The organism is Bariatricus sp. HCP28S3_A7, from assembly GCF_052066375.1.
In the GTDB taxonomy this organism is placed as follows: domain Bacteria; phylum Bacillota; class Clostridia; order Lachnospirales; family Lachnospiraceae; genus Allocoprococcus.
In genome coordinates, this window is the sequence record NZ_JBQHSG010000003.1 from 1 (window position 1) to 23,587 (window position 23,587).

The window sequence follows — 23,587 nt, forward strand, 5'->3', positions numbered from 1 at the left end:
GAGTTTCTGGTACTTTGGAGAGTGAGAATCGTCAAAAGCCCACTGTTTCAGTGGAATATATTTGCAGATAAAAGTAATCAGCCAGCAATTCTGCTGATAAAGATATTGAATAACAGAAAGTAAGTATTGTATAATGTCCATGAGCATTGTCTCCTTTGGTGTTTTGGAATTTTGGTCGAGGACATTATACCAGAAAAAGGGAGGTCAATGCTCTTTTTATTTGCATTCTCCCATAAAATCAAGGTTTTTATTGAATTTTGGGACAAAAAAACAGGTAGTTTTTGACACTACCGAAGTACAAGAGGAGGAATAACCATGAAACTTACGGTGTTAGGGACTGGAAATGCAGCGGTGACGGAATATTTTAACACCTGTTTCGTATTGTCAGATAATCACAGGCACTTTCTGGTAGACGGTGGCGGTGGAAACCGCATCTTAAAAGCGCTGAAGGACGCACAGGTACCGTTGGAAGAAATCCACGATATTTTCCTGACTCACGAACATCTTGATCATATTCTTGGCGTTATCTGGCTGATCCGTATGATTGGACAGAAGATGAATCAGGGAAAATATGAGGGTGATCTCAGAATCTACTGCCATTCGGATCTGGTAAATAAGGTGGTGACGATCGCGGAGCTCACTATTCAGAAGAAGGTGACAAAGCATATCGGAGAAAGGATTCAGATGATTCCTCTGGAAAACGGGGACCGGAAGATGATCATGGATTGTCCGGTCACCTTCTTTGATATCCAGTCGACGAAAGCGAAACAGTACGGATTCTCCATGATCCTACCCGGCGGCACAAAGCTCTCCTGCTGCGGAGACGAACCCTATAACCCATGCGAATACGAGTATGTAAAGGACAGCGACTGGCTGATGCATGAGGCATTCTGCCTATATAGCGAGGCCGATCGATACAAACCTTACGAGAAACACCATAGCACGGTGCGGGAAGCATGTGAACTTGCCGAACGGCTGGGCGTGGCAAATTTGATTTTGTATCACACTGAGGAAGACCATCTGAAGAACAGGAAGGAATTGTATACGGCTGAGGGAAAAGCGTATTATCACGGAAATCTGTATGTTCCGGAGGATATGGAATGGTTTGAAATATAGTGCGGGAAATCTTTGGATAGAATGATTTCTTATATTTGATTTGGAAGCAACACTTTGGCTCTGCGGCTGAAGTGTTGCTTCTTTCTGGTACAGCTTTTTATCGCAACAGGATCCGTGAAATTGCTTGTAAAGAAGATTTTGGTATGGTATCATTCAAGGAGGTAAGGATCAGAGTATTTTGATCCTTTCCGTTTTCAGTTGCCATGCATATGAGAAAATGGTTCGGTGGACCATTTTTGAGTGGCACATTTTCAGAGAGATGACGATGGCATTGTGGTTCGGTTCTGCAATAGATCATTCGTCATAATAAGAACAAAACTGCTTGACAAAACAGAACGTATGTACTATTATTGATTTACGACAAACATTCGTTCGATAGAGTCGGAATTCCAAAAGTAAACTTTGATGAGAAAATTCAGTAAAGATAAAGGAGAATTTGAATTATGGCAGCAATGAGTGATGAGAATAAAAAGAAAGCGCTGGATGCAGCGATTGCAAAACTGGAGAAGGATTTTGGAAAAGGAACTGTGATGAAGCTGGGGGATCCGGCCGCACAGGTTCAGGTGGAGACTGTACCGACAGGATCCCTGAGTCTCGATATTGCGCTCGGAATGGGCGGCGTACCGAAGGGACGTATCGTGGAGATCTACGGACCGGAGTCCAGTGGTAAGACGACGGTCGCACTTCATATGATCGCCGAAGTCCAGAAGCGCGGAGGAATTGCAGGATTCATTGATGCGGAGCACGCGCTGGATCCTGTGTATGCGAAGAATATCGGTGTGGATATTGATGAATTATATATTTCCCAGCCGGACAGCGGTGACCAGGCACTGGAGATCACGGAGACGATGGTGCGCTCCGGAGCGATCGATATCATTGTTGTGGACTCCGTAGCTGCACTTGTACCGAAACAGGAGATCGAAGGTGACATGGGAGACAGTCATGTCGGGCTTCAGGCGCGTCTGATGTCCCAGGCACTCAGAAAACTGACGCCGGTAATCAGTAAGTCGAACTGTGTAGTGATCTTCATCAACCAGCTTCGTGAGAAGGTCGGTGTGATGTTCGGTAATCCGGAGACCACTACGGGAGGTAGAGCTCTGAAGTTCTATGCTTCTGTGCGTATGGATGTAAGAAGGATCGAGACTCTGAAGCAGGGCGGTGAGATGGTAGGAAACCGTGTCCGTGTCAAGATTGTGAAGAATAAGATCGCGCCGCCGTTCAAAGAAGCGGAGTTTGATATCATGTTCGGAAAAGGAATTTCCAGAGAAGGAGATATCCTTGATCTTGCCGCAAACGTGGATGTGATCAATAAGAGCGGTGCATGGTATGCATATAACGGAGAGAAGATCGGACAGGGCAGGGAAAATGCAAAGACTTATCTTGCTTCTCATCCGGAGATTATGGAAGAAGTAGAAGAAAAGGTCAGAGAGCATTACGGACTTGGCGAGGGTGCCCCGGAGACACAGGAAGAGTGATTCGGCAGGTGAGAATGCATGATTATTACGGAAATAGAGTCGGTCACAAAGACAAAATTCAGGATGTATTTAGATGGAGAATATGTATGTATGCTCTATAAAACGGATCTGAAGAGTTATGGCCTTGAGAAAGGCAGCGAAATTACGGATGAGATCTGGAGCAGACTGAAAGAGGAAGTACTTCTGAAACGGGCAAAGCTGAGAGCCATGCATTTGTTGACGGATATGGCGAGAACGGAGGAGCAGCTCAGGCAGAAGCTCAGACAGAACGGATATCCGGAGGACGTGACGGAAGCGGCGATTGCGTATGTGAAGTCTTTTGGATACATAAATGACGAGAACTATGTCCGAAATTTCACTGAGAGCAGGAAGGGCAAGAAGAGCCGCCGTGAGATCGAGGCACTTCTTGCACAGAAGAACGTGTCCGGAGAACTCGTTGACAAGGTTCTGGAAGAAGTTTATGCAGAGCATTCGGATCGGGAGGCAATTCGGGAGATCATGCATAAAAAGCACTGGAATCCGGAAGAGATGGATCCTGTCAGCTTGCAGAAAGCATATGCCAGTCTGGCACGCAAAGGCTTTCGCTATACGGACATAAAAAAGGCGTTTGAGCCCTAATCGTCAAGTGATACAAGTTTTGGCACGGAATGCTTGACATATTTGTGAAAACAGTATAGAATTTAAGTGTTGTATTTGTACAATGAAAACTAAATAAGGAGGTGCTCCTGTGCCAATAATGAGTATAATTATTGCTGTGGTTGTCACACTTATTGTGGCGGTGCCGATTACTTATTTTGCTACCGTGTCGAAGTTAAAAAGTGACGCGGATTCTAAAATCGGAAATGCTGATACAAAAGCAAGAGAAATCATAGATGATGCATTGAAGACGGCAGAAGCAAAAAAGAAGGAAGCTCTCTTGGAAGTAAAAGAGGAATCGATCAGAACGAAGAACGAACTCGAGAAGGAAACCAAAGAACGTCGGGCAGAGTTACAACGTTATGAGAAGCGAGTCCTTTCTAAAGAGGAATCCGTTGACAAGCGTTCGGAAGCAATGGAACGCAGGGAAGCGGCATTTACTTCGAGAGAAGAAGCGATTAAGCAGCGCGAAGCAAAGGTAGAAGAACTTAGCAAACAAAGAGTACAGGAACTAGAAAGAATCTCAGGACTTACCTCCGAACAGGCAAAAGATTATCTGTTGAAAACTGTTGAAGATGATGTGAAACATGACACTGCGAAAATGATTAAAGAGCTGGAGAATCAGGCGAAGGAAGAGGCTGATAAGAAAGCGAAGGAATGCGTCGTGACGGCGATTCAGAGATGTGCTGCAGATCATGTTGCTGAAACTACAATTTCTGTAGTACAGCTTCCGAGTGATGAGATGAAGGGAAGAATTATCGGACGTGAAGGTCGGAATATCCGTACCCTCGAAACATTGACCGGTGTGGAGTTAATTATTGACGATACTCCGGAAGCGGTTGTTTTATCCGGATTTGACCCGATCCGCAGAGAAGTGGCAAGAATTGCCCTGGAGCGTTTGATTGTTGACGGACGAATTCATCCGGCGAGAATCGAAGAAATGGTAGAAAAAGCACAAAAAGAAGTGGATACAATGATCCGCGAGGAAGGTGAAGCAGCAGCGCTGGAAGTTGGTGTACATGGTATTCATCCGGAACTGATTCGACTTCTTGGACGAATGAAGTTCAGAACAAGCTATGGACAGAATGCACTCAAGCATTCTATTGAAGTAGCACAACTTTCCGGACTTCTCGCAGGTGAGATCGGACTTGATGTCCGTTTGGCTAAGAGAGCCGGACTTTTACATGACATTGGTAAATCAATTGATCATGATGTAGAGGGCTCACACATTCAGATTGGTGTGGATTTATGTAGAAAGTATAAAGAATCACCTACAATTATCAATGCAGTAGAAGCGCATCACGGTGATGTAGAACCAGAGACTCTGATTGCATGCATCGTTCAGGCGGCAGACACGATCTCTGCGGCAAGACCGGGTGCGAGAAGAGAAACATTGGAAACATATACAAACAGATTAAAACAGTTAGAAGATATCACGAACCAGTTTAAGGGCGTTGATAAATCTTTTGCAATTCAAGCAGGTAGAGAGATTCGTGTAATGGTAGTTCCAGAACAAGTATCTGATGACGATATGGTATTGCTGGCAAGAGATATTTCAAAACAGATTGAATTCGAATTGGAATATCCGGGACAGATAAAAGTAAACGTAATTCGCGAATCAAGAGTTACGGATTACGCAAAATAAGCAGGAAATAACAGCTATTCAGAAGGGGTACCTTCGGGATAGCTGTTTTTTGCTGGATAGAATGGGCTCAGAGTAATCCTGCATGATGTGGTGGGATTGAGTTATGATAATACGGGAAAAGAGGGATGGATCATATGGAAAAAGAAATGACCAGAGTGAAACGAATACGAATGTATCAGGGCGCGATCGTAGATGTTTATCGTGACTATATGCAGTTTTCCAATGGAAATACAGAGGAGTGGGATTATATTCATCACCGGGGAGCAGCTGCAGTAGTGCCTGTAACGGATGACGGGCGTATTATTATGGTTCGTCAGTATCGGAATGCTCTGGAACGGTTTACACTGGAGATCCCGGCAGGGGCACTGGATGATCCGGAAGAGCCGGGAATCAACTGTTCGGCAAGAGAATTGGAGGAGGAGACAGGATACCGGTCAGAGAACCTGGAATGGCTGATTACATTAAGAACAACCGTTGCATTCTGCAATGAGCGGATTGAAGTATATGTGGCAAAAAATCTTGTACCATCGAAACAGCATCTGGATCCGAATGAATTCGTCAATGTGGAATTACATACAGTAGAAGAACTGAAACAGATGATATTTGACGGTGAGATTGAAGACTCTAAAACAGTGGCCTCTATTCTGGCTTACGATGCAAAGTATAATCGGAAATAAGTGAGTAAAATGTGAATCAGCGAGGAAAACCCGACATATAATGGAATATCTTGAAAAAAGGGAGGCCATGGGAGTGCAGCTTCATCAAAGTAAGCAGCAGCTGGTGCTTGTTTTCGTGTCCGGGTTCCTCTTGGGAATCGTCTATGCCAATCTCGCTGCGGACAGTTTTAGTACAGTAACAGGAGTGTTTCATGAATCATTTTTTACCCAGTATGCACAGTCGGAGATTGATATAGGAGAGTATTTCCCGTATTTGTTGCGATACAGGATGTTGCCTGCAGTGTTCCTGGGACTTGCGGGGGGTACAAAGTTTAAGAAAACAGCGGCGATCGGAACATTGCTCTGGACAGGCTTTTCGGCAGGAATCGTAGCTGCTGCGTCTGTGCTCCGTCTTGGTGCCCGGGGTATACTTCTGTGTATAGCCGGAATGTTACCACATTTCTTTTTTTACAGCCTGGCCTACATAGTGATTCTGTGGTATTTGTATCATTATCCACAGTCAGAGTGGAATGCGGGAAAAACAGGATTTGTGGCCATCATGATTCTGGCAGGGATCATGACAGAAGCGTATCTGAATCCGGGAATCGTAAAATGGTTTCTGAAATTGATCTGTTAAAAGAGTCTGGCTTGGCTAGTCAGACTCTTTTCGCTTGCCATAATGGAGAAGTCCGTAAAGAGAAAGTGCAGATATGAGAAACTGGCTGGCAAGAAGCCCGTGCAGATATGCGAGGATCCCATATTTGGGGATCAGAAAATACACGCTGCAGATTCGCATCAAGAGTCCGGCTGTGTTGGTAAGAAATGTGAACGATGTTTTGCCGAGACCGTTCAATATACTGATTAATGCTGTGTTGGTATATAAGAACGGACAAATAAAAGCCAGTGTTATAATGAAATTGCCGGCCTCGCTGTTGTGGAAAATAAGATTTCCCATAATATTTCCGAGAACGAAGAACCCGGCCATGCAGAGAAAACCAAGAGAAAAACAGCAGAAGACAACCTTTCGTATCAATTTGGGCAGATTATCTCGCAAATCAGAGACCTGGAGCTCCGCGACTGTCGGAAGAAGCATGGTGGAGACGGAATTTGTGATCGCAGATGGAAACAGGATGCAGGGGAGCGCCATACCGGTCAGAACCCCGTATGTACTTAAGGAGTCGGATAAAGTCAGTCCATACATTTGAAGACGCAACGGAATCAGGATTGCTTCCGCACTCTGAAGAAGATTGAGTAACACCCGGTTTGCCGTCAAGGGAATAGAAAGGTGAAGCAGTTCCCTTGCCGGTATAAGAAAATCCTGAAGTTTCCCGGACGGAGAAAACAGAGTTTCGTGCAGCATAAAGATGCTGTAAATTGCTGAGACTATTTCTCCGCAGACCATGCCCAGTACTGCGATGGTAACAGGGGTTCCCATGAAAAAATGCAGGCCGATCTGACACAAAAAAACAACGGAAAGTACTCTGAACAGCTGCTCCAGAAGCTGGGACACGGCTGGTACTTCTGTTTTTTTCATTCCAAGATAATATCCACAAATACAGCTGTGGATTGCAGCAAAGGGAAAAGCAAGGGACATGGAGGTTAGCAGTTCTGCGCATCGCGGTTCCTGTAATATGGTAGAAGCAATCGGTTCTGCGCGCTTTTGAACGACAATCAGTGCAGCAAAAGAGAGAATCATACTGAGAAACAGTGCGGTTTTCAAAGCATTTTGGCAGGTTTTCTCCTGATTCAGAGCCTTGTACTTGGCAACAATGCGCGAAAGCGCAGTCTGAATCCCTGCGGAGGTGAGAGAAAAGCATAGGGCGTAGACCGGAAAAATAAGCTGATACAGGCCTACTCCTTCGGCCTGAAAGGTTCGGCTCAGGAAAATCCTATAAAAGAATCCAATCACTCTTGTAAGTAATCCTGTAAAGGTTAATATAAAAGTTCCTCTGATAATGGTTTGCTTCCTGGACATAATGACTCCTAGAAGGATATTTGTTAAAGCTTATTCGGAAAAGTGACTTGACAGAACATCTGTATAGTGATATTCTCTTTATGAATTAATCCTAGCAAAAAACTAGGAATAAAACAGGATATACTGGTAATGAATAGAAGGTGATGGCGTGAAACTATCCACAAAAGGAAGATATGGACTGCGTGCATTTATAGATCTGGCAGAATATGAAGGGGTGGGGCCGGTGTCGATCAGCAGCATTTCCGAACGACAGGATATTTCCGAACGATATCTGGAACAACTGATGGCCAAGATGAAGAAGGCAGGTCTGGTCAAAAGTGTAAGAGGAGCCGGAGGCGGTTACATACTGGCCAGAAAGGCATCGGAAATATCGGTTGGAGATGTGCTTCGGGCATTGGAAGGAAGTGTTGAGCCGGTAACGTGTGCAGCATTTCACCCGGAAGAGACCTGTACCGTCAAAGACCGTTGTGTTGCGAAACACGTCTGGCAGAAAGTCAATGAGAGTGTAACTGCTACAGTAGACGGCATTATGATCGATACTCTCATAAAAGAAACGAACCAGAAAGAAACGAATCAAAAAGAAGAAAATCAAAAAAAATATAGAATGTAAAAGATGAAATATACAGACAAGAAGGAGGAAGAACTTATGAATAAAGTCATATATTTGGATAATGCTGCAACTACAAAGACAGCCCCGGAGGTAGTGGAGGCGATGCTGCCTTATTTTACAGAGTATTACGGCAATCCCTCAAGTGTGTACAGCTTTGCATCCGGTAACAAAGAGAAGATCAATGAGCAGAGAGAACGCATTGCAGAGATGCTCGGAGCTGCTCCCAATGAGATCTATTTTACGGCAGGCGGATCGGAATCCGACAACTGGGCACTGAAGGCAACGGCGGAAGCGTATGCAGAGAAAGGAAAGCATATTATCACGACGAAGATTGAGCATCATGCGATTCTTCATACCGGGGAATATCTCCAGAAACGCGGCTATGAAGTGACGTATCTGGATGTGGATGAGAACGGACTTGTGAAGTTGGATGAGCTGGAAGCGGCGATTCGCCCGGATACGATCCTGATTTCCGTTATGTTCGCCAACAATGAGATCGGTACCATCGAACCGATCAAAGAGATCGGTGCCATCGCGAAAAAGCATGGTGTGCTGTTCCATACGGATGCAGTTCAGGCATTTGGACAGGTACCGATCGATGTAAATGAGTGTCAGATCGATATGCTGAGTGCCAGCGGTCATAAGCTGAACGGACCGAAAGGAATCGGGTTCCTTTATATCCGCAAGGGTGTTAAGATCCGCTCCTTTATTCATGGCGGCGCACAGGAGAGAAAGCGCCGTGCCGGAACGGAAAATGTACCGGGAATTATCGGGCTTGGAACAGCAGCAGCAAGGGCAGCGGCTACCATGGAGGAACGTGCAAAGAAAGAGATTGAAATGCGTGACTATCTGATCAGCCGGGTGCTTGATGAAATCCCGTATACAAAGCTGAACGGACACCCGGAAAAGAGGCTTCCGAATAATGCAAACTTCAGTTTCCGGTTTATCGAAGGGGAATCCCTTCTGATCCGTCTGGATATGGCAGGTATCTGTGGGTCAAGCGGTTCTGCCTGCACTTCGGGATCTCTGGATCCGTCCCATGTGCTGATGGCGATCGGACTTCCACACGAGATCGCGCATGGATCGCTGCGGCTGACACTGAATGAAGAGATCACCAGAGAAGAGATCGACTATGTCGTAGAACAATTGAAAACGATCGTAAGTGATCTGAGAAATATGTCACCGCTTTATGAAGACTTTATGAAAAAACAGGAGAAATAACAGGAGGTAAATATAGATGTATTCAGAAAAAGTAATGGATCATTTTCAGCACCCGAGAAATATGGGTGAGATTGAAAATGCCAGTGGAGTGGGAACAGTAGGTAATGCGAAATGTGGAGATATCATGAGAATTTATCTTGATATTGACGATAACGGTATCATCAGGGATGTTAAATTCAAGACTTTCGGGTGCGGAGCTGCCGTTGCGACCAGTAGTATGGCGACGGAGCTTGTGAAAGGCAAGAATATTCAGGAGGCAATGCAGATCACGAATAAAGCCGTTATGGAAGCACTTGACGGTCTCCCGCCGGTAAAGGTACATTGTTCTCTTCTGGCGGAAGAAGCAATTCATGCAGCACTCTGGGATTATGCGCAGAAGAATGGAATTAAGATCGAAGGACTTGAAAAACCGAAGTCCGATATTCATGAAGGAGAAGAGGACGAGGAAGAAGAGTACTAGTATACTAGACTTTGCCGCGGAGAAGAAGAATGGAGAAAAAGAAAGTTGTTGTTGGAATGTCCGGCGGTGTGGATTCTTCCGTTGCTGCCTACCTGCTAAAGGAACAGGGATATGATGTGATCGGTGTCACAATGCAGATCTGGCAGGATGAAGAAGAAACGGTGCAGGAGGAAAACGGTGGATGCTGTGGCCTCAGTGCAGTGGAAGACGCGCGCCGGGTAGCTGCCGCACTGGATATTCCGTACTATGTGATGAATTTTAAGAAAGAATTTCAGAAATATGTCATTGACTATTTTATGGATGAGTATCTGAACGGACGGACTCCGAATCCGTGTATTGCGTGCAACCGGTATGTGAAATGGGAAGCACTTCTTACGCGAAGTATGGAAATCGGTGCTGATTATATTGCGACAGGGCATTACGCAAGAATCGATGTACTTCCAAACGGAAGATATGCGATTAAGCATTCGGCAACCAGAATGAAGGACCAGACATATGCACTTTACAATCTGACACAGGATCAGCTGAAACGGACTCTGATGCCGGTGGGAGAGTATTCCAAGGAAGAGATCCGTGCTATTGCAGAGAAGATCCATCTCAAAGTGGCCAGTAAACCGGACAGTCAGGATATCTGCTTTGTACCGGACGGGGATTACGCGGAATTTATCCGAAGAGAAAGCAAAAAAGAAGTACCCGAGGGGAATTTTGTCAGTACCGACGGGAAAATCCTTGGAAGACATAAAGGAATTACACATTATACCGTCGGACAGCGCAAGGGCCTGGGCCTCTCTCTCGGACACCCCGCATTTGTTCTGGAGATTCGACCGGAAACGAACGAAGTCGTAATAGGAACGAATGAAGAATCCATGACACGGTTCGTGAAGGCAAATCGTCTGAACTTTATGGCAGTTGAAGATATCGAAGGCGAGATGCGTGCATTTGGCAAAATACGATACAATCATAAAGGTGCACCGTGTACGGTCAAAAGAACGGGTGAAGATGAAATCCTTTGCACATTTGACGAACCGGTAAGGGCGGTGACGCCGGGGCAGGCATTGGTTCTTTATGACGGAGATTACGTGCTGGGAGGCGGAACGATCATTACAGACAGAAACACATCCCTGTAGTACAAGACGGCATCGTTCCGGAAAGGAGAAAAATGTGCAGCGACTCACATATGCATACACGCTTTTCGGGGGATTCCGAAGCAGACCCGGAGAGCATGATTCTTGCGTCCATATCGAAAGGACTCGAAAGTATCTGCATCACAGACCATGAAGATATGGACTATGTCTGTGAAGGAATCGAATTTATATTTGGCAGAGAAGAATATTTCCGCACATTTTCAGAGCTTCGGGAAAAATATAAGGATCAGATCGATCTGCGAATCGGTGTGGAAATCGGACTTCAGCCGCATCTCCCGGAAAGAATTCACTCTTTCCTGAAAGGATATTCTTTTGATTATGTGATCGGATCCGTACATGTGATTCGGGGAAAGGATCCATATTACAGAGACTTCTTTGATGGGCGGACGGATAGGGAAGCATATCGGGAAGTGCTGGATGAGACGCTGACCGATATCAGCTGTTGTCCGGATTTTGATGCGCTGGGGCACCTGGATTACTCCGTGCGCTACGGTACACATAGAGAAGAAGAGTATTCCTACCAGGCATTCTCGGATCAGATCGACGAAATCCTGCGTTTTCTGATCGAACATGGAAAGGGGCTTGAATTGAATACGGCTGGACTTAAGTATGGTCTTCCCTTTGCACATCCACATCCGGATATCCTGAAACGTTACCGGGAACTGGGAGGCGAGATCGTGACGATCGGCTCAGATGCCCACAGGGAAGAGCATATCGCTTATGGATTTGACAAGGTTTCCGGGATCCTCGAAGACTGCGGATTTCGATATTATGCAGAGTTTAAAAATAGGGAGCCGGTTTTCAGGAGAATTAAATAAAAAATGGAAAACAGCCCACAAAAATGCAAAAGACACTTGAATTTTTGTTCGGGATTTAGTACAATAAAACATAGTTGATGAATCTTTAACAATGTTAATCATTTATCATTTCTGTAGCTGTAACAAACAGTAATACAATTAAACTTTAGGAGGACTAAATCATGGCAGTAAAAGTAGCAATCAATGGATTTGGACGTATCGGACGTCTTGCGTTCAGACAAATGTTCGGAGCAGAAGGATATGAGATCGTTGCAATCAACGACCTGACATCTCCTAAAATGTTAGCTCACTTATTAAAATACGATTCTACTCAGGGAAAATACGCATTAGCTGATACTGTAACAGCTGGCGAAGATTCTATCACTGTTGATGGAAAAGAAATCAAAATCTACGCTGAAGCTAAAGCTGAAAACCTTCCATGGGGAGAACTTGATGTAGATGTAGTTCTTGAATGTACAGGATTCTACACATCTAAAGCAAAAGCAGAAGCACATATCACAGCAGGTGCTAAGAATGTTATCATCTCAGCTCCGGCAGGAAATGACCTTCCGACTATCGTTTACAATGTAAACCATGAAAAGATTACAAAAGATGATCATATCATTTCAGCAGCTTCTTGTACAACAAACTGTCTGGCACCGATGGCTAAGGCATTGAACGATCTTGCACCGATCAAATCTGGTATCATGTGTACAATCCATGCTTACACAGGTGATCAGATGACTCTTGACGGACCGCAGAGAAAAGGCGATCTCAGAAGATCTCGTGCAGCAGCATGCAACATCGTTCCAAACAGCACAGGAGCAGCTAAAGCTATTGGTTTAGTAATTCCTGAATTAAATGGAAAATTAATCGGATCTGCTCAGCGTGTTCCGACCCCGACAGGTTCTACTACAATCCTTACAGCAGTTGTTGAAGGAAATGTAACTGTAGATCAGATCAATGCAGCTATGAAAGCAGCTTCTAACGAATCTTTCGGATACAATACAGATGAAATCGTTTCAAGCGATATCGTTGGTATGACATATGGTTCATTATTCGATGCTACACAGACAATGGCTATGCCGCTTGACAACGGAACTACAGAAGTTCAGGTTGTTTCTTGGTATGACAATGAAAATTCTTACACAAGCCAGATGGTAAGAACAATCAAACACTTCGGAACATTACTGTAAGCCGGATGTTTGGCAATTGAATCTGACGGATTATTTCCAGAATAGACTCACAAAGGGTCCGGTCTTATTTGGGACCGGACCTTATTTTTTAAGAAATTAAGGAGGCATATGACATGCTTAACAAAAAATCAGTAGATGACATTAATGTTAAGGGCAAAAGAGTCCTTGTAAGATGCGATTTTAACGTACCGCTCATCGATGGAAAGATCACAGACGAGAACCGTCTTGTCGCAGCACTTCCGACCATCAAGAAATTGATCGCTGACGGCGGAAAGATCATTCTTTGCTCTCATCTTGGAAAACCGAAGGGAGAACCGAAACCGGAATTATCTCTTGCGCCGGTAGCTGTAAGACTTTCTGAACTTCTTGGACAGGAAGTAAAATTCGCTGCAGATCCAGAAGTAGTAGGACCGAACGCGAGAGCTGCAGTAGAAGCTATGAAAGACGGCGATGTGATCCTTCTTGAAAATACACGTTACAGAATTGAAGAGACAAAGAACGGCGAAGCATTCTCCAAAGAACTCGCTTCTCTTTGTGATGTATTTGTAAACGATGCATTTGGTACTGCTCATCGTGCACACTGCTCTAACGTAGGTGTTACTCAGTTTGTTGATACAGCAGTTGTAGGATACTTAATGCAGAAAGAAATCGATTTCCTTGGAAACGCAGTCAACAATCCGGAAAGACCGTTTGTTGCTATTCTTGGCGGAGCAAAAGTTTCAAGCAAGATCTCTGTAATTGAGAACCTGCTTGAAAAAGTTGATACACTGATTATCGGTGGTGGTATGTCTTACACATTCAGCAAAGCTCAGGGCGGATCTGTTGGTAATTCTCTTCTGGAAGAAGATTATTGTGAATATGCTCTGAATATGATCAAGAAAGCAGAAGAAAAGGGCGTTAAGTTATTACTTCCGGTTGATAATGTGATTGCGGACGACTTCTCTAACGATGCAAACACCAAGATCGTTGGACGCGGCGAGATCCCGGATGGATGGGAAGGTCTTGATATCGGACCGGAAACTGCTAAATTATATGCAGAAGCTGTTAAAGAAGCTAAGACGGTTGTATGGAACGGACCGATGGGAGCATTCGAAATGCCGAAGTTTGCTGCAGGAACAGAAGCTGTAGCGAAAGCTTTAGCTGAGACAGATGCTGTTACGATCATTGGTGGCGGCGACAGCGCAGCAGCTGTTAACCAGCTTGGATATGGTGACAAGATGACTCATATTTCAACAGGTGGCGGAGCTTCTCTTGAATTCCTTGAAGGAAAAGAACTTCCGGGCGTAGCTGCAGCGAACGATAAATAGGAGGAACATAAAATGGCTAGAAAGAAAATCATTGCCGGAAACTGGAAGATGAACATGACTCCGTCTGAAGCAGTTGAACTGGTAAATACATTAAAACCACTGGTAGCAACAGAAGACGCAGATGTTGTATTCTGTGTACCTGCTATCGACATCATTCCTGTTATGGAAGCTGCTAAAGGAAGCAACATCCAGGTAGGTGCTGAGAATATGTACTTTGAAGAGAAAGGTGCATATACAGGAGAAATCTCTCCGGCAATGCTTACAGATGTAGGAGTTAAATATGTGGTTCTCGGACATTCTGAGAGAAGAGAATATTTTGCAGAGACGAATGAGACCGTTAATAAGAAAATGCTGAAGGCATTTGAACATGGAATTACACCGATCATGTGCTGTGGAGAGACTCTGGAACAGAGAGAACAGGGTGTAACAATGGATTTCATCCGCCAGCAGGTTAAAGTTGGATTCCTGAATGTTACTGCGGATCAGGCAAAGACAGCCGTAATCGCTTATGAACCGATCTGGGCGATCGGAACCGGCAAGACTGCTACGACAGAGCAGGCACAGGAAGTTTGCAAGGCAATCCGTGAATGCATCGCTGAGATCTATGATGAAGCGACAGCAGAAGCAATCCGTATTCAGTACGGCGGATCTGTAAATGCTGCTACTGCACCGGAATTATTTGCTCAGCCGGATATTGACGGCGGCTTAGTAGGCGGCGCAGCTCTGAAACCGGATTTCGGAAAGATCGTTAACTGGAAATAAGAGAACGATCCATCTTAAAGAATATTATTAAAGAACATAATAAAAATCCCGCTCCGGCGATAAACCGGAGGCGGGATTTTTTAGTGAGATTATTAATCAACTTTTTTGAATTTATCGGCTCCCTGCTTGCAAATCGGGCAGATGAAATCAGCCGGAAGTTCATCCCCTTCATATACGTAGCCGCAGATCTGGCAGACATATTTTGATACAGCCTGTTTTGGAGCTTCTTCTTCTTCCGGAAGATAGGTTGGTGCGTTTTTCGGGCTCTTTCCTTTTACTACTTTATGATAATAAGAATAGGTCATTTCCGGAACAGAAGTATCGTATACTTCGGCAGCGATCACTTCGCCAAGGAATACGGTGTGCGTGGAAGTTTCCATCTTATCTACTACCTTACAGACAACATATCCACAGGTCTGCTTTAAAACAGGAGCACCGGATACGAGTTCGAAATCAACCCCATCGAATTTGTTAATCTCTTTTCCGGACTGAAAACCGAATTTTCCGATCAGTTCGGCCGGTGATGCTTCTGATAAGATAGAAAAAGAGAAGACGCCTGCTTTTTCGATACATTCGTTTGTGTAGTTGTCATGGTTGATACTTGCAGCAATGGTAGCCGGAGAAGACGTGATCTGCATCACGCTGTTTGCAACGCATCCGGTCGGGCGATCACCGTCCATCGTTCCAACGATGTATACGCCATATGACATGTTTCTGAAAATTTTCGTATTCATGAAATACCTCCTTGATAAAAACGATAATTATTACTGATATTAATTATACCATTTTATTTACATTTGTCAATTAAGAGTTTGTTGAAAAATGGTCAAATAATTCACAATGTATTGCAAGTATAGGCAAAATCATGTAAAATACGAGGGTAGAGCGTTTTAAATCTATTTGATGAAGGAGTGTATAACAGATGAGTAAGAAACCAACGGTTTTGATGATTTTGGACGGTTATGGATTAAATGAAAAAACAACCGGTAATGCAGTTGCAGAGGCAAAGACACCGGTTATGGATAAACTGATGGCAGAGTGTCCGTTTGTTCGAGGCAACGCAAGTGGACTGGCTGTAGGACTTCCGGACGGACAGATGGGTAATTCAGAAGTAGGCCACCTGAATATGGGAGCCGGAAGAATCGTTTACCAGGATCTTACAAAGATCACGAAAGCGATCCAGGATGGAGATTTCTTTGAGAATCCGGAGCTTTTAAAGGCATGTCAGAACGCGAAGGAGAACGGAACTGCGCTTCATATGTTCGGTCTGGTTTCCGATGGCGGCGTCCACAGCCATAATACCCATATTTACGGACTTCTTGAGCTGGCAAAACGCCAGGGTCTTTCAAAAGTATATGTTCACTGTTTCCTTGACGGACGTGATACACCTCCGGCATCAGGAAAAGACTACGTACAGGAACTGGTGAATAAAATGGCTGAGATCGGTGTCGGTGAAGTCGCTTCTGTGATGGGACGTTACTATGCGATGGACCGCGATAACAGATGGGACCGTGTAGAGAAAGCCTATAATGCACTGGTTAAAGGAGAAGGACTTACGGCAGAGGATCCGGTGCAGGCCGTTCAGCAATCCTATGATAAGGATGAGACAGATGAGTTCGTTGTGCCGACGGTTGTTCTGAAAGATGGCGCACCTACCGCAACAATCCAGAACGGCGATTCTGTGATTTTCTTTAACTTCCGTCCGGACCGTGCAAGAGAGATCACCAGAACATTCTGCGATGATGAATTTACCGGATTCGACCGCGGAGAGAGAATTAAGACAACGTATGTATGTTTCACAGAATATGATGTTACGATTCCGAACAAATCCGTGGCATTTGTGAAGACTGAGATCACCAATACCTTTGGCGAATTCCTGGCAGCAAATCATATGACACAGGCAAGAATCGCGGAAACAGAAAAGTATGCGCATGTAACCTTCTTCTTTAATGGAGGAGTAGAAGAACCAAATGAAGGCGAAGATCGTATTCTTGTGAAATCGCCAAAGGTTGCGACCTATGATCTGAAGCCGGAGATGAGCGCTTATGAAGTATGTGATAAACTGGTGGAAGCAATCAAATCCGATAAATATGATGTTATCATCATCAACTTTGCAAACCCGGATATGGTAGGACATACTGGTGTGGAAGCAGCTGCTATCAAGGCTGTAGAAGCAGTGGATGAATGCGTAGGAAAGACCGTTGACGCGATCAAAGAAGTAAACGGACAGATGTTCATCTGTGCCGACCACGGAAATGCAGAACAGCTGATCGACGAGGAGACCGGCGAACCGTTCACCGCTCATACAACCAATCAGGTTCCGTTTATTCTGGTCAATGCAGAAGGTTACGGACTCAGAGAGGGCGGATGTCTGGCCGATATCGCACCGACTCTGATCGAACTGATGGGCATGGAACAGCCAAAAGAAATGACTGGAAAATCACTGCTGATTAAAAAATAGAAATATCTGCAGGTATAGTGTTGTTTAAACAGGGCAGAATAAAATGGGAGACGTATCAAATGCGTCTCCTTTTTGCATTTTACACTGTTTGTCGATTCTGATGAAGTAATAAATGAATAAAACTAAATATAAAATTTCAAATTATCATTATAAAATGCCGAAAATCTGTTTTTGAATTGAATAAAATGCAGGAAATGGTTGACGAAACGTCATTCTTTCGATATACTATCATTCAGTGAGATAAAATTCAGTGCGATAAAATGGAGGATTTGCTATGACTGCATATAAAGATTTGAGTAGAGAAGAATTGCTGGAGCTTAAGAAAGAACTGGAAGTAGAATTTGAAGATGTGAAGGGAAAAGGTCTGAAGCTTGATATGTCAAGAGGAAAACCGTCTAAGGCACAGCTTGATCTTTCGATGGGAATGATGGATGTGCTGAACGGTGATTCGGATCTGGTATGTGAAGAAGGCGTTGACTGTCGAAATTATGGTGTGATAGATGGTATTAAGGAAGCAAAGCAGCTGTTTGCGGATATGATGGAAGTACCGAAAGACAACATCATTATTTTCGGAAATTCAAGTCTGAATGTGATGTATGATACCGTGGCACGTGCGATGACACATGGTATTATGGGCAGTACTCCATGGGCAAAGCTGGATAAGGTAAAATTCCTCTGTCCGGTACCGGGTTATGACCGCCATTTTAAGATTACAGAGCATTTTGGTATTGAGATGATCAATATCCCGATGACACAGGACGGACCGGATATGGATCTGGTGGCTCAGTATGTAGAAAATGATCCAAGTGTAAAAGGAATCTGGTGTGTGCCGAAATACTCTAATCCACAGGGAATCACTTATTCAGACGAGACCGTTCATCGTTTTGCCACACTGAATCCGGCAGCCGAGGATTTCCGTATTTTCTGGGACAATGCGTATGGTATCCATCATTTATATGAAGACAAACAGGACTATCTGATCGAGATTCTGATGGAATGTAAAAAGGAAGGACATCCGGATATGGTTTATAAATTTGGTTCCACTTCCAAGATCAGTTTCCCTGGTTCCGGTATCGCAGCAATCGCAGCATCTGATAATAACCTGAAAGAGATCCGGCAGATGATGTCCATTCAGACGATCGGACATGACAAATTGAATCAGCTTCGTCATGTGCGTTATTTCAAAGATATTCATGGAATGGTAGAGCATATGAAGAAGCATGCAGATATTCTGCGTCCGAAGTTCGAAACGGTTCTGAATGTTCTCGAAACCGAGCTTGGAGGATTGGAGATCGGTTCCTGGATCGCTCCACGTGGAGGATATTTTATTTCCTTTGATTCCATGGAAGGATGTGCGAAAGCGATTGTCGCTAAGGCGAAAGAAGCAGGACTGATCATGACGGGAGCGGGAGCAACCTTCCCGTATGGCAAGGATCCGAAAGACAGCAATATCCGTATCGCACCTTCATTCCCGACACCTGAAGAGCTTGCAGTTGCCGCACAGGTTTTCGTTCTCAGCGTGAAGCTGGTAAGTATCGATAAACTGCTCAGTGAAATGGAATAAATAACAAATATAAAAAAGCGCAGGTCTGAGATTTCGGATCTGCGCTTATTATTTATGCTGTTTCGTTTATTTTCTTGTAAGCCGTTGAAAGCATCAATTTGATACGGTTCAGCTGGTTTACTTCGCTGGCACCCGGGTCGTAGTCGATCGCTACAATATTGGATTCCGGATGACGGCGTCTGAGTTCTTTGATGACTCCTTTTCCAACTACGTGGTTCGGCAGGCAGGCAAATGGCTGCGTACAGACAATGTTGGATGCACCGCTCTTGATAAGCTCCAGCATTTCACCGGTCAGGAACCAACCTTCACCGGTCTGGTTTCCGAGAGAGACGATCTCACTTGCCATTTCAGCAAGCTCTTCAATATGGGATGGAGCGTCAAAACGTTCACTTGCTTTCAGAGCATCCACTGCCGGTTTGCGGAACCATTCCAGAGCACGGATACCAAGATTTCCAAGTCTGGCAGATGATTTCTTCATGCCCAGATGTTCTGCCTTGAAATTGGTATTGTAGAAGCAGTAGAGCAGGAAATCCACAAGATTCGGCACGACAGCTTCGGCGCCTTCCTGTTCCAACAGATCCACCAGATGGTTGTTGGCGGCAGGAAGGAATTTCACAAGGATTTCTCCGACTACACCTACGCGCGGTTTCTTTACGTCTTTGATTGGAAGAGTATCGAAGTCATGTACGATTGCGCGGCAGAGACGTTTGAATTCTCTTCGGCTCTGATGATCCTTGGTTATGAATCGGATGGCCTCTTCCTCCCATTTCTTATGTAATGCATTTGCAGAGCCCGGAACAGCTTCATATGGACGTACCCGGTAGAGGCAGCGCATAAACACATCGCCGATTATCGCCCCGTAAACACCTTTGATCACAAGAGACGGGGTGATCTTAAAGCCTGGATTGCTCTCCAGTCCGCTCAGGTTGATCGAAATCACCGGAATGTGTGCATAGCCGGCCTTTTTCAGTGCACGGCGGATGAAACCGATATAGTTGGATGCACGGCAGCCGCCGCCGGTCTGGCTGATGATCACGGCAAGCTTGTCCGTATCGTATTTGCCGGACAGGATGGCGTCCATAATTTGTCCTACTACGATGAGAGACGGATAGCAGGCATCGTTATTTACATATTTGAGACCGGTATTTACGGCGTTTTTATTATCGTTCTTCAGTACTTCGATCTTATAGCCCGCTTTACGGAAAGCCGGCTCAATGAGATTGAAGTGGATCGGTGACAACTGCGGGCAAAGGATGGTGTAGTTTTCCTTCATTTCCTTTGTAAACTGTACTTTCTCAATCGATGCAGGGCGAATCTCTCGTTTCATTTGTTTCTGTTCACGTACGCGGATTGCGGCGATCAGAGAACGGATTCGGATACGGGCAGCTCCCAGGTTGTTGACCTCATCGATCTTAAGAGAAGTATAAATTTTGTCGGAACCGGTCAGAATGTCGGCAACCTCGTCTGTAGTAACTGCATCCAGACCGCATCCAAAGGAATTGAGCTGGATGAGATCCAGGTCATCGCGGGTCTTCACATAGTTTGCGGCTGCGTAAAGGCGGGAATGGTACATCCACTGGTCCATAACGTTGAGCGGACGCTCGACGGGATTCAGATGGGAAATGGAGTCCTCGGTGAGGACTGCAATACCGTATGCGTTGATCAGTTCCGGTATTCCGTGGTTTACTTCCGGGTCGTAGTGATAAGGACGACCGGCGAGCACAATGCCTCTGGTTCCCGTCTCTTCCATATATGCAAGAGTCTCTTCCCCTTTTTTGCGGATATCCGCACGGCAGCTTGCAAGTTCTTCCCAGGCAGCATGCGCTGCAGTCCGGATTTCAGACTCCGGAATCTTTTTCAGAGATCCGAACTTATTTACAAGGCCTGTCGTAACCGTCTCTTCACTCGTAAGTGCGAGAAACGGATTCAGAAACTCGACCTCTCCTTTTACGATCGGGTCCATATTGTTCTTGATATTTTCCGCGTAGGATGTAACGATCGGGCAGTTGTAGTGATTGTCGGCATCTTCGAATTCGCTTCGCTCGTATGGAATACAAGGATAGAAGATAAAATCCACTTTCTTGTTGATCAGCCACTGTACATGTCCGTGTGCAAGCTTGGCCGGATAACACTCGGATTCACTTGGAATGGACTCGATACCCAATTCGTAAATCTGATGTGTGGACGGAGGGGAGAGAACCACACGGTATCCTAGTCTGGTAAAGAAAGTGAACCAGAACGGGTAGTTCTCATACATGTTGAGAACACGCGGGATTCCCACCGTGCCACGGTAAGCCTCCAGTTCGCTGAGCGGTTCATATCCGAAGTATCGTTCGTTCTTATAGGCGAACAGGTTCGGAATATGGTTGTTGGTCTTCTCTTTTCCGAGACCTCGTTCACAGCGGTTGCCGGAAATGAAACGTCTGCCGCCGCTGAACTTATTGATGGTCAGACGACAGTTATTGGTACAGCCTTTACATTTGGACATGGTCGTACTGTATTCCAGTGCGTTGATGTCTTCGATGGAAAGCATGGTTGTATTCTTACATTCTTTGAACTGGTACCGTTCGCGAGCAATGAGAGCGGCACCGAAGGCTCCCATGATTCCGGCGATGTCAGGGCGAATTGCCTGACAGCCTGCGATCTTCTCAAAGCTTCGAAGTACCGCGTCGTTATAGAAGGTTCCGCCCTGAACAACGATCCGTTTGCCAAGTTCAGATGCATCGGATACTTTGATTACTTTGAACAGAGCGTTTTTGATTACAGAGTAAGCAAGTCCTGCAGAAATGTCGGCCACTTCCGCGCCTTCTTTCTGTGCCTGCTTAACTTTGGAATTCATAAATACGGTACAGCGCGTTCCGAGATCGATCGGATGTTTTGCAAATAAAGCTTCATGGGCAAATTCTTCCACGGAGTAATTCAGAGATTTTGCGAATGTCTCGATGAAAGAACCGCATCCGGAAGAGCATGCCTCGTTGAGCTGAACACTGTCTACGGTCTGATTTTTAATTTTGATGCATTTCATATCCTGACCGCCGATGTCGAGGATACAGTCTACATCCGGTTCAAAGTAGGATGCGGCGTAATAGTGAGACACTGTTTCTACCTCACCCTCGTCAAGAAGAAGAGCCGCTTTGATCAGTGCTTCCCCATAACCGGTTGAGCAGGAGTGGACGATGGAGACGCCCTCCGGAAGTTTGCTGTAAATGTCTTTGATGGCAGTGATCGTGGTTCCGAGCGGATCTCCGTCATTACCATGATAAAAGGAATACAGAAGTGTTCCGTCTTCTCCGACCAGTGCTGCTTTGGTGGTCGTAGAACCTGCATCAATCCCGAGATAGGCATTGCCGCGGTAGCTGGCAAGATCCCCCACCGGAACCTGATGCTTTGCATGGCGCTGCTGGAATTCCAGATAGTCTGCCTCGGAGGAAAAAAGCGGTTCCATACGTTCTACTTCGAATTCCATCTGGATTTTTGAGGCAAGTTTCTGCCGCATCTCGTTCAGCGAAGTCTCTACTTCCTTTGGAGAATTAAGCGCAGACCCGATCGCCGCAAAAAGATGAGAATAGGTCGGTGCGATCACATGTTCATCATCCAGCTTCAGTGTGCGGATAAATGCTTCCCGCAGTTCCGGAAGAAAATGCAGAGGACCGCCCAGAAATGCGACATGGCCGCGAATCGGCTTTCCGCAGGCAAGACCGCTGATCGTCTGATTCACAACAGCCTGAAAGATGGACGCGGCAAGGTCTTCCTTGGTGGCACCTTCGTTGATCAATGGCTGGATATCAGATTTTGCAAATACACCGCAGCGTGCGGCAATCGTATAGAGTGCTTTGTAATTCTTTGCATATTCATTCAGACCCAACGCATCGGTCTGGAGAAGAGAGGCCATCTGATCAATAAAAGAACCGGTACCTCCGGCGCAGATCCCATTCATACGCTGTTCGATATTTCCGTTCTCAAAATAAATGATCTTCGCGTCTTCGCCGCCAAGCTCGATGGCTACATCCGTCTGCGGAGCATAATCCTGAAGGGCGGTAGACACGGCAACGACTTCCTGTACGAACGGAACACCCAGATGCTTTGCCAGAGTCAATCCGCCGGAACCGGTGATCATCGGGGATACCCGGATCGAACCAAGCTTATAGATCGCCCGGCCGAGAAGGTCTGACAGTGTCTCCTGGATATTGGCAAAATGGCGTTCGTAGTCAGAAAACAGCACTTCATTGTTCTCGCCAAGTACTGCAATTTTAACCGTTGTAGAACCGATGTCAATTCCAAGTGTATGTAACTCTTTCTGACTCATAAAATACTACTCCTTACTTAACTGATAGAGCCTTAAAAAGGCTCGTATATGTCAATATAACTACCTATTAAATAGTGTGTGCCGTTAGCTTCGGCAACATTTTTCATTATACGACAGAATGGATGAAAATACAAATGGAAGTTCGATTAAGAATGTAGAAAATATATGAAAATGTCATAAAAAAGATGTAGAATTTGTTAAAACGGCGGTAAACTTAAGCGGAAGAATTGACAAAGACAAAGTCAAAGGATACAA

The 23,587-nt window shown here is 45.1% G+C and carries 19 protein-coding genes; 16 read left to right on the forward strand and 3 right to left on the reverse strand.

Going from position 1 to position 23,587, the window contains the following annotated elements:
- Window positions 1-315: 315 nt before the first annotated feature.
- From ACTNA4_RS02555 to ACTNA4_RS02580, 6 genes are all read left to right on the forward strand, one after another.
- On the forward strand, window positions 316-1,116 hold the full coding sequence (locus ACTNA4_RS02555; RefSeq protein WP_427819781.1) for an MBL fold metallo-hydrolase: 801 nt from the start codon (window positions 316-318) through the stop codon (window positions 1,114-1,116).
- Window positions 1,117-1,568: 452 nt separating this feature from the next.
- Window positions 1,569-2,591 (forward strand): recombinase RecA, encoded by a 1,023-nt coding sequence (gene recA / locus ACTNA4_RS02560; RefSeq protein ID WP_427807111.1) that lies wholly within the window; start codon window positions 1,569-1,571, stop codon window positions 2,589-2,591.
- A gap of 18 nt (window positions 2,592-2,609) precedes the next feature.
- The gene (locus ACTNA4_RS02565) at window positions 2,610-3,209 is read left to right on the forward strand and encodes a regulatory protein RecX (protein WP_441028414.1); all 600 of its coding nucleotides are present in this window, start codon (window positions 2,610-2,612) and stop codon (window positions 3,207-3,209) included.
- A gap of 118 nt (window positions 3,210-3,327) precedes the next feature.
- Window positions 3,328-4,872 carry a ribonuclease Y gene (gene rny, locus ACTNA4_RS02570; protein WP_427807063.1) on the forward strand — a complete coding sequence of 515 codons (1,545 nt, stop codon included), beginning with the start codon at window positions 3,328-3,330 and terminating at the stop codon, window positions 4,870-4,872.
- 134 nt (window positions 4,873-5,006) lie between these two features.
- Window positions 5,007-5,549 carry an NUDIX hydrolase gene (locus ACTNA4_RS02575; RefSeq protein ID WP_427807062.1) on the forward strand — a complete coding sequence of 181 codons (543 nt, stop codon included), beginning with the start codon at window positions 5,007-5,009 and terminating at the stop codon, window positions 5,547-5,549.
- A gap of 73 nt (window positions 5,550-5,622) precedes the next feature.
- Entirely contained in the window at window positions 5,623-6,165 is a 543-nt protein-coding gene (locus ACTNA4_RS02580) for a stage II sporulation protein M (protein WP_441028416.1), read from the forward strand.
- A gap of 15 nt (window positions 6,166-6,180) precedes the next feature.
- Here the strand turns inward: ACTNA4_RS02580 and ACTNA4_RS02585 are convergent, their stop codons facing one another.
- Window positions 6,181-7,503: a polysaccharide biosynthesis protein gene (locus ACTNA4_RS02585; protein ID WP_427819784.1), complete on the reverse strand. Its 1,323-nt coding sequence runs from the start codon at window positions 7,501-7,503 to the stop codon at window positions 6,181-6,183.
- 148 nt (window positions 7,504-7,651) lie between these two features.
- Between ACTNA4_RS02585 and ACTNA4_RS02590 the strand changes: the two genes are divergently transcribed.
- The 8 genes from ACTNA4_RS02590 (at window position 7,652) to tpiA (ending at window position 15,001) form a co-directional block, all read left to right on the forward strand.
- Complete coding sequence (locus ACTNA4_RS02590) at window positions 7,652-8,113, forward strand: RrF2 family transcriptional regulator (RefSeq protein WP_441028418.1); 462 nt, start codon at window positions 7,652-7,654, stop codon at window positions 8,111-8,113.
- A 36-nt stretch (window positions 8,114-8,149) separates the two neighbouring features.
- The gene (gene nifS / locus ACTNA4_RS02595) at window positions 8,150-9,334 is read left to right on the forward strand and encodes a cysteine desulfurase NifS (RefSeq protein ID WP_427807058.1); all 1,185 of its coding nucleotides are present in this window, start codon (window positions 8,150-8,152) and stop codon (window positions 9,332-9,334) included.
- Between the two features lie 16 nt (window positions 9,335-9,350).
- Window positions 9,351-9,794 carry a Fe-S cluster assembly scaffold protein NifU gene (gene nifU, locus ACTNA4_RS02600; protein ID WP_427807057.1) on the forward strand — a complete coding sequence of 148 codons (444 nt, stop codon included), beginning with the start codon at window positions 9,351-9,353 and terminating at the stop codon, window positions 9,792-9,794.
- A gap of 29 nt (window positions 9,795-9,823) precedes the next feature.
- The gene (gene mnmA, locus ACTNA4_RS02605) at window positions 9,824-10,921 is read left to right on the forward strand and encodes a tRNA 2-thiouridine(34) synthase MnmA (protein WP_427807056.1); all 1,098 of its coding nucleotides are present in this window, start codon (window positions 9,824-9,826) and stop codon (window positions 10,919-10,921) included.
- Between the two features lie 32 nt (window positions 10,922-10,953).
- Complete coding sequence (locus ACTNA4_RS02610) at window positions 10,954-11,757, forward strand: histidinol-phosphatase HisJ family protein (protein ID WP_427807055.1); 804 nt, start codon at window positions 10,954-10,956, stop codon at window positions 11,755-11,757.
- 161 nt (window positions 11,758-11,918) lie between these two features.
- Window positions 11,919-12,932, forward strand: a complete 1,014-nt coding sequence (gene gap, locus ACTNA4_RS02615) for a type I glyceraldehyde-3-phosphate dehydrogenase (RefSeq protein WP_427807053.1) — start codon at window positions 11,919-11,921, stop codon at window positions 12,930-12,932.
- A gap of 113 nt (window positions 12,933-13,045) precedes the next feature.
- Window positions 13,046-14,239 (forward strand): phosphoglycerate kinase, encoded by a 1,194-nt coding sequence (locus ACTNA4_RS02620; RefSeq protein ID WP_427807051.1) that lies wholly within the window; start codon window positions 13,046-13,048, stop codon window positions 14,237-14,239.
- Window positions 14,240-14,251: 12 nt separating this feature from the next.
- The gene (tpiA, locus tag ACTNA4_RS02625) at window positions 14,252-15,001 is read left to right on the forward strand and encodes a triose-phosphate isomerase (RefSeq protein WP_427807050.1); all 750 of its coding nucleotides are present in this window, start codon (window positions 14,252-14,254) and stop codon (window positions 14,999-15,001) included.
- A gap of 92 nt (window positions 15,002-15,093) precedes the next feature.
- Here tpiA and ACTNA4_RS02630 read toward each other — a convergent pair whose 3' ends face one another.
- Window positions 15,094-15,735 (reverse strand): flavin reductase, encoded by a 642-nt coding sequence (locus ACTNA4_RS02630; RefSeq protein ID WP_427807049.1) that lies wholly within the window; start codon window positions 15,733-15,735, stop codon window positions 15,094-15,096.
- Window positions 15,736-15,923: 188 nt separating this feature from the next.
- On the opposite strand from ACTNA4_RS02630, the gene gpmI reads away from it, so the two are divergent.
- Complete coding sequence (gpmI, locus tag ACTNA4_RS02635; RefSeq protein ID WP_427807048.1) at window positions 15,924-17,462, forward strand: 2,3-bisphosphoglycerate-independent phosphoglycerate mutase; 1,539 nt, start codon at window positions 15,924-15,926, stop codon at window positions 17,460-17,462.
- A gap of 274 nt (window positions 17,463-17,736) precedes the next feature.
- Entirely contained in the window at window positions 17,737-19,026 is a 1,290-nt protein-coding gene (locus ACTNA4_RS02640) for an aminotransferase (protein ID WP_427807046.1), read from the forward strand.
- Between the two features lie 52 nt (window positions 19,027-19,078).
- Here ACTNA4_RS02640 and ACTNA4_RS02645 read toward each other — a convergent pair whose 3' ends face one another.
- Window positions 19,079-23,332, reverse strand: a complete 4,254-nt coding sequence (locus ACTNA4_RS02645; RefSeq protein ID WP_441028420.1) for an acyl-CoA dehydratase activase-related protein — start codon at window positions 23,330-23,332, stop codon at window positions 19,079-19,081.
- Window positions 23,333-23,587 lie beyond the last annotated feature (255 nt).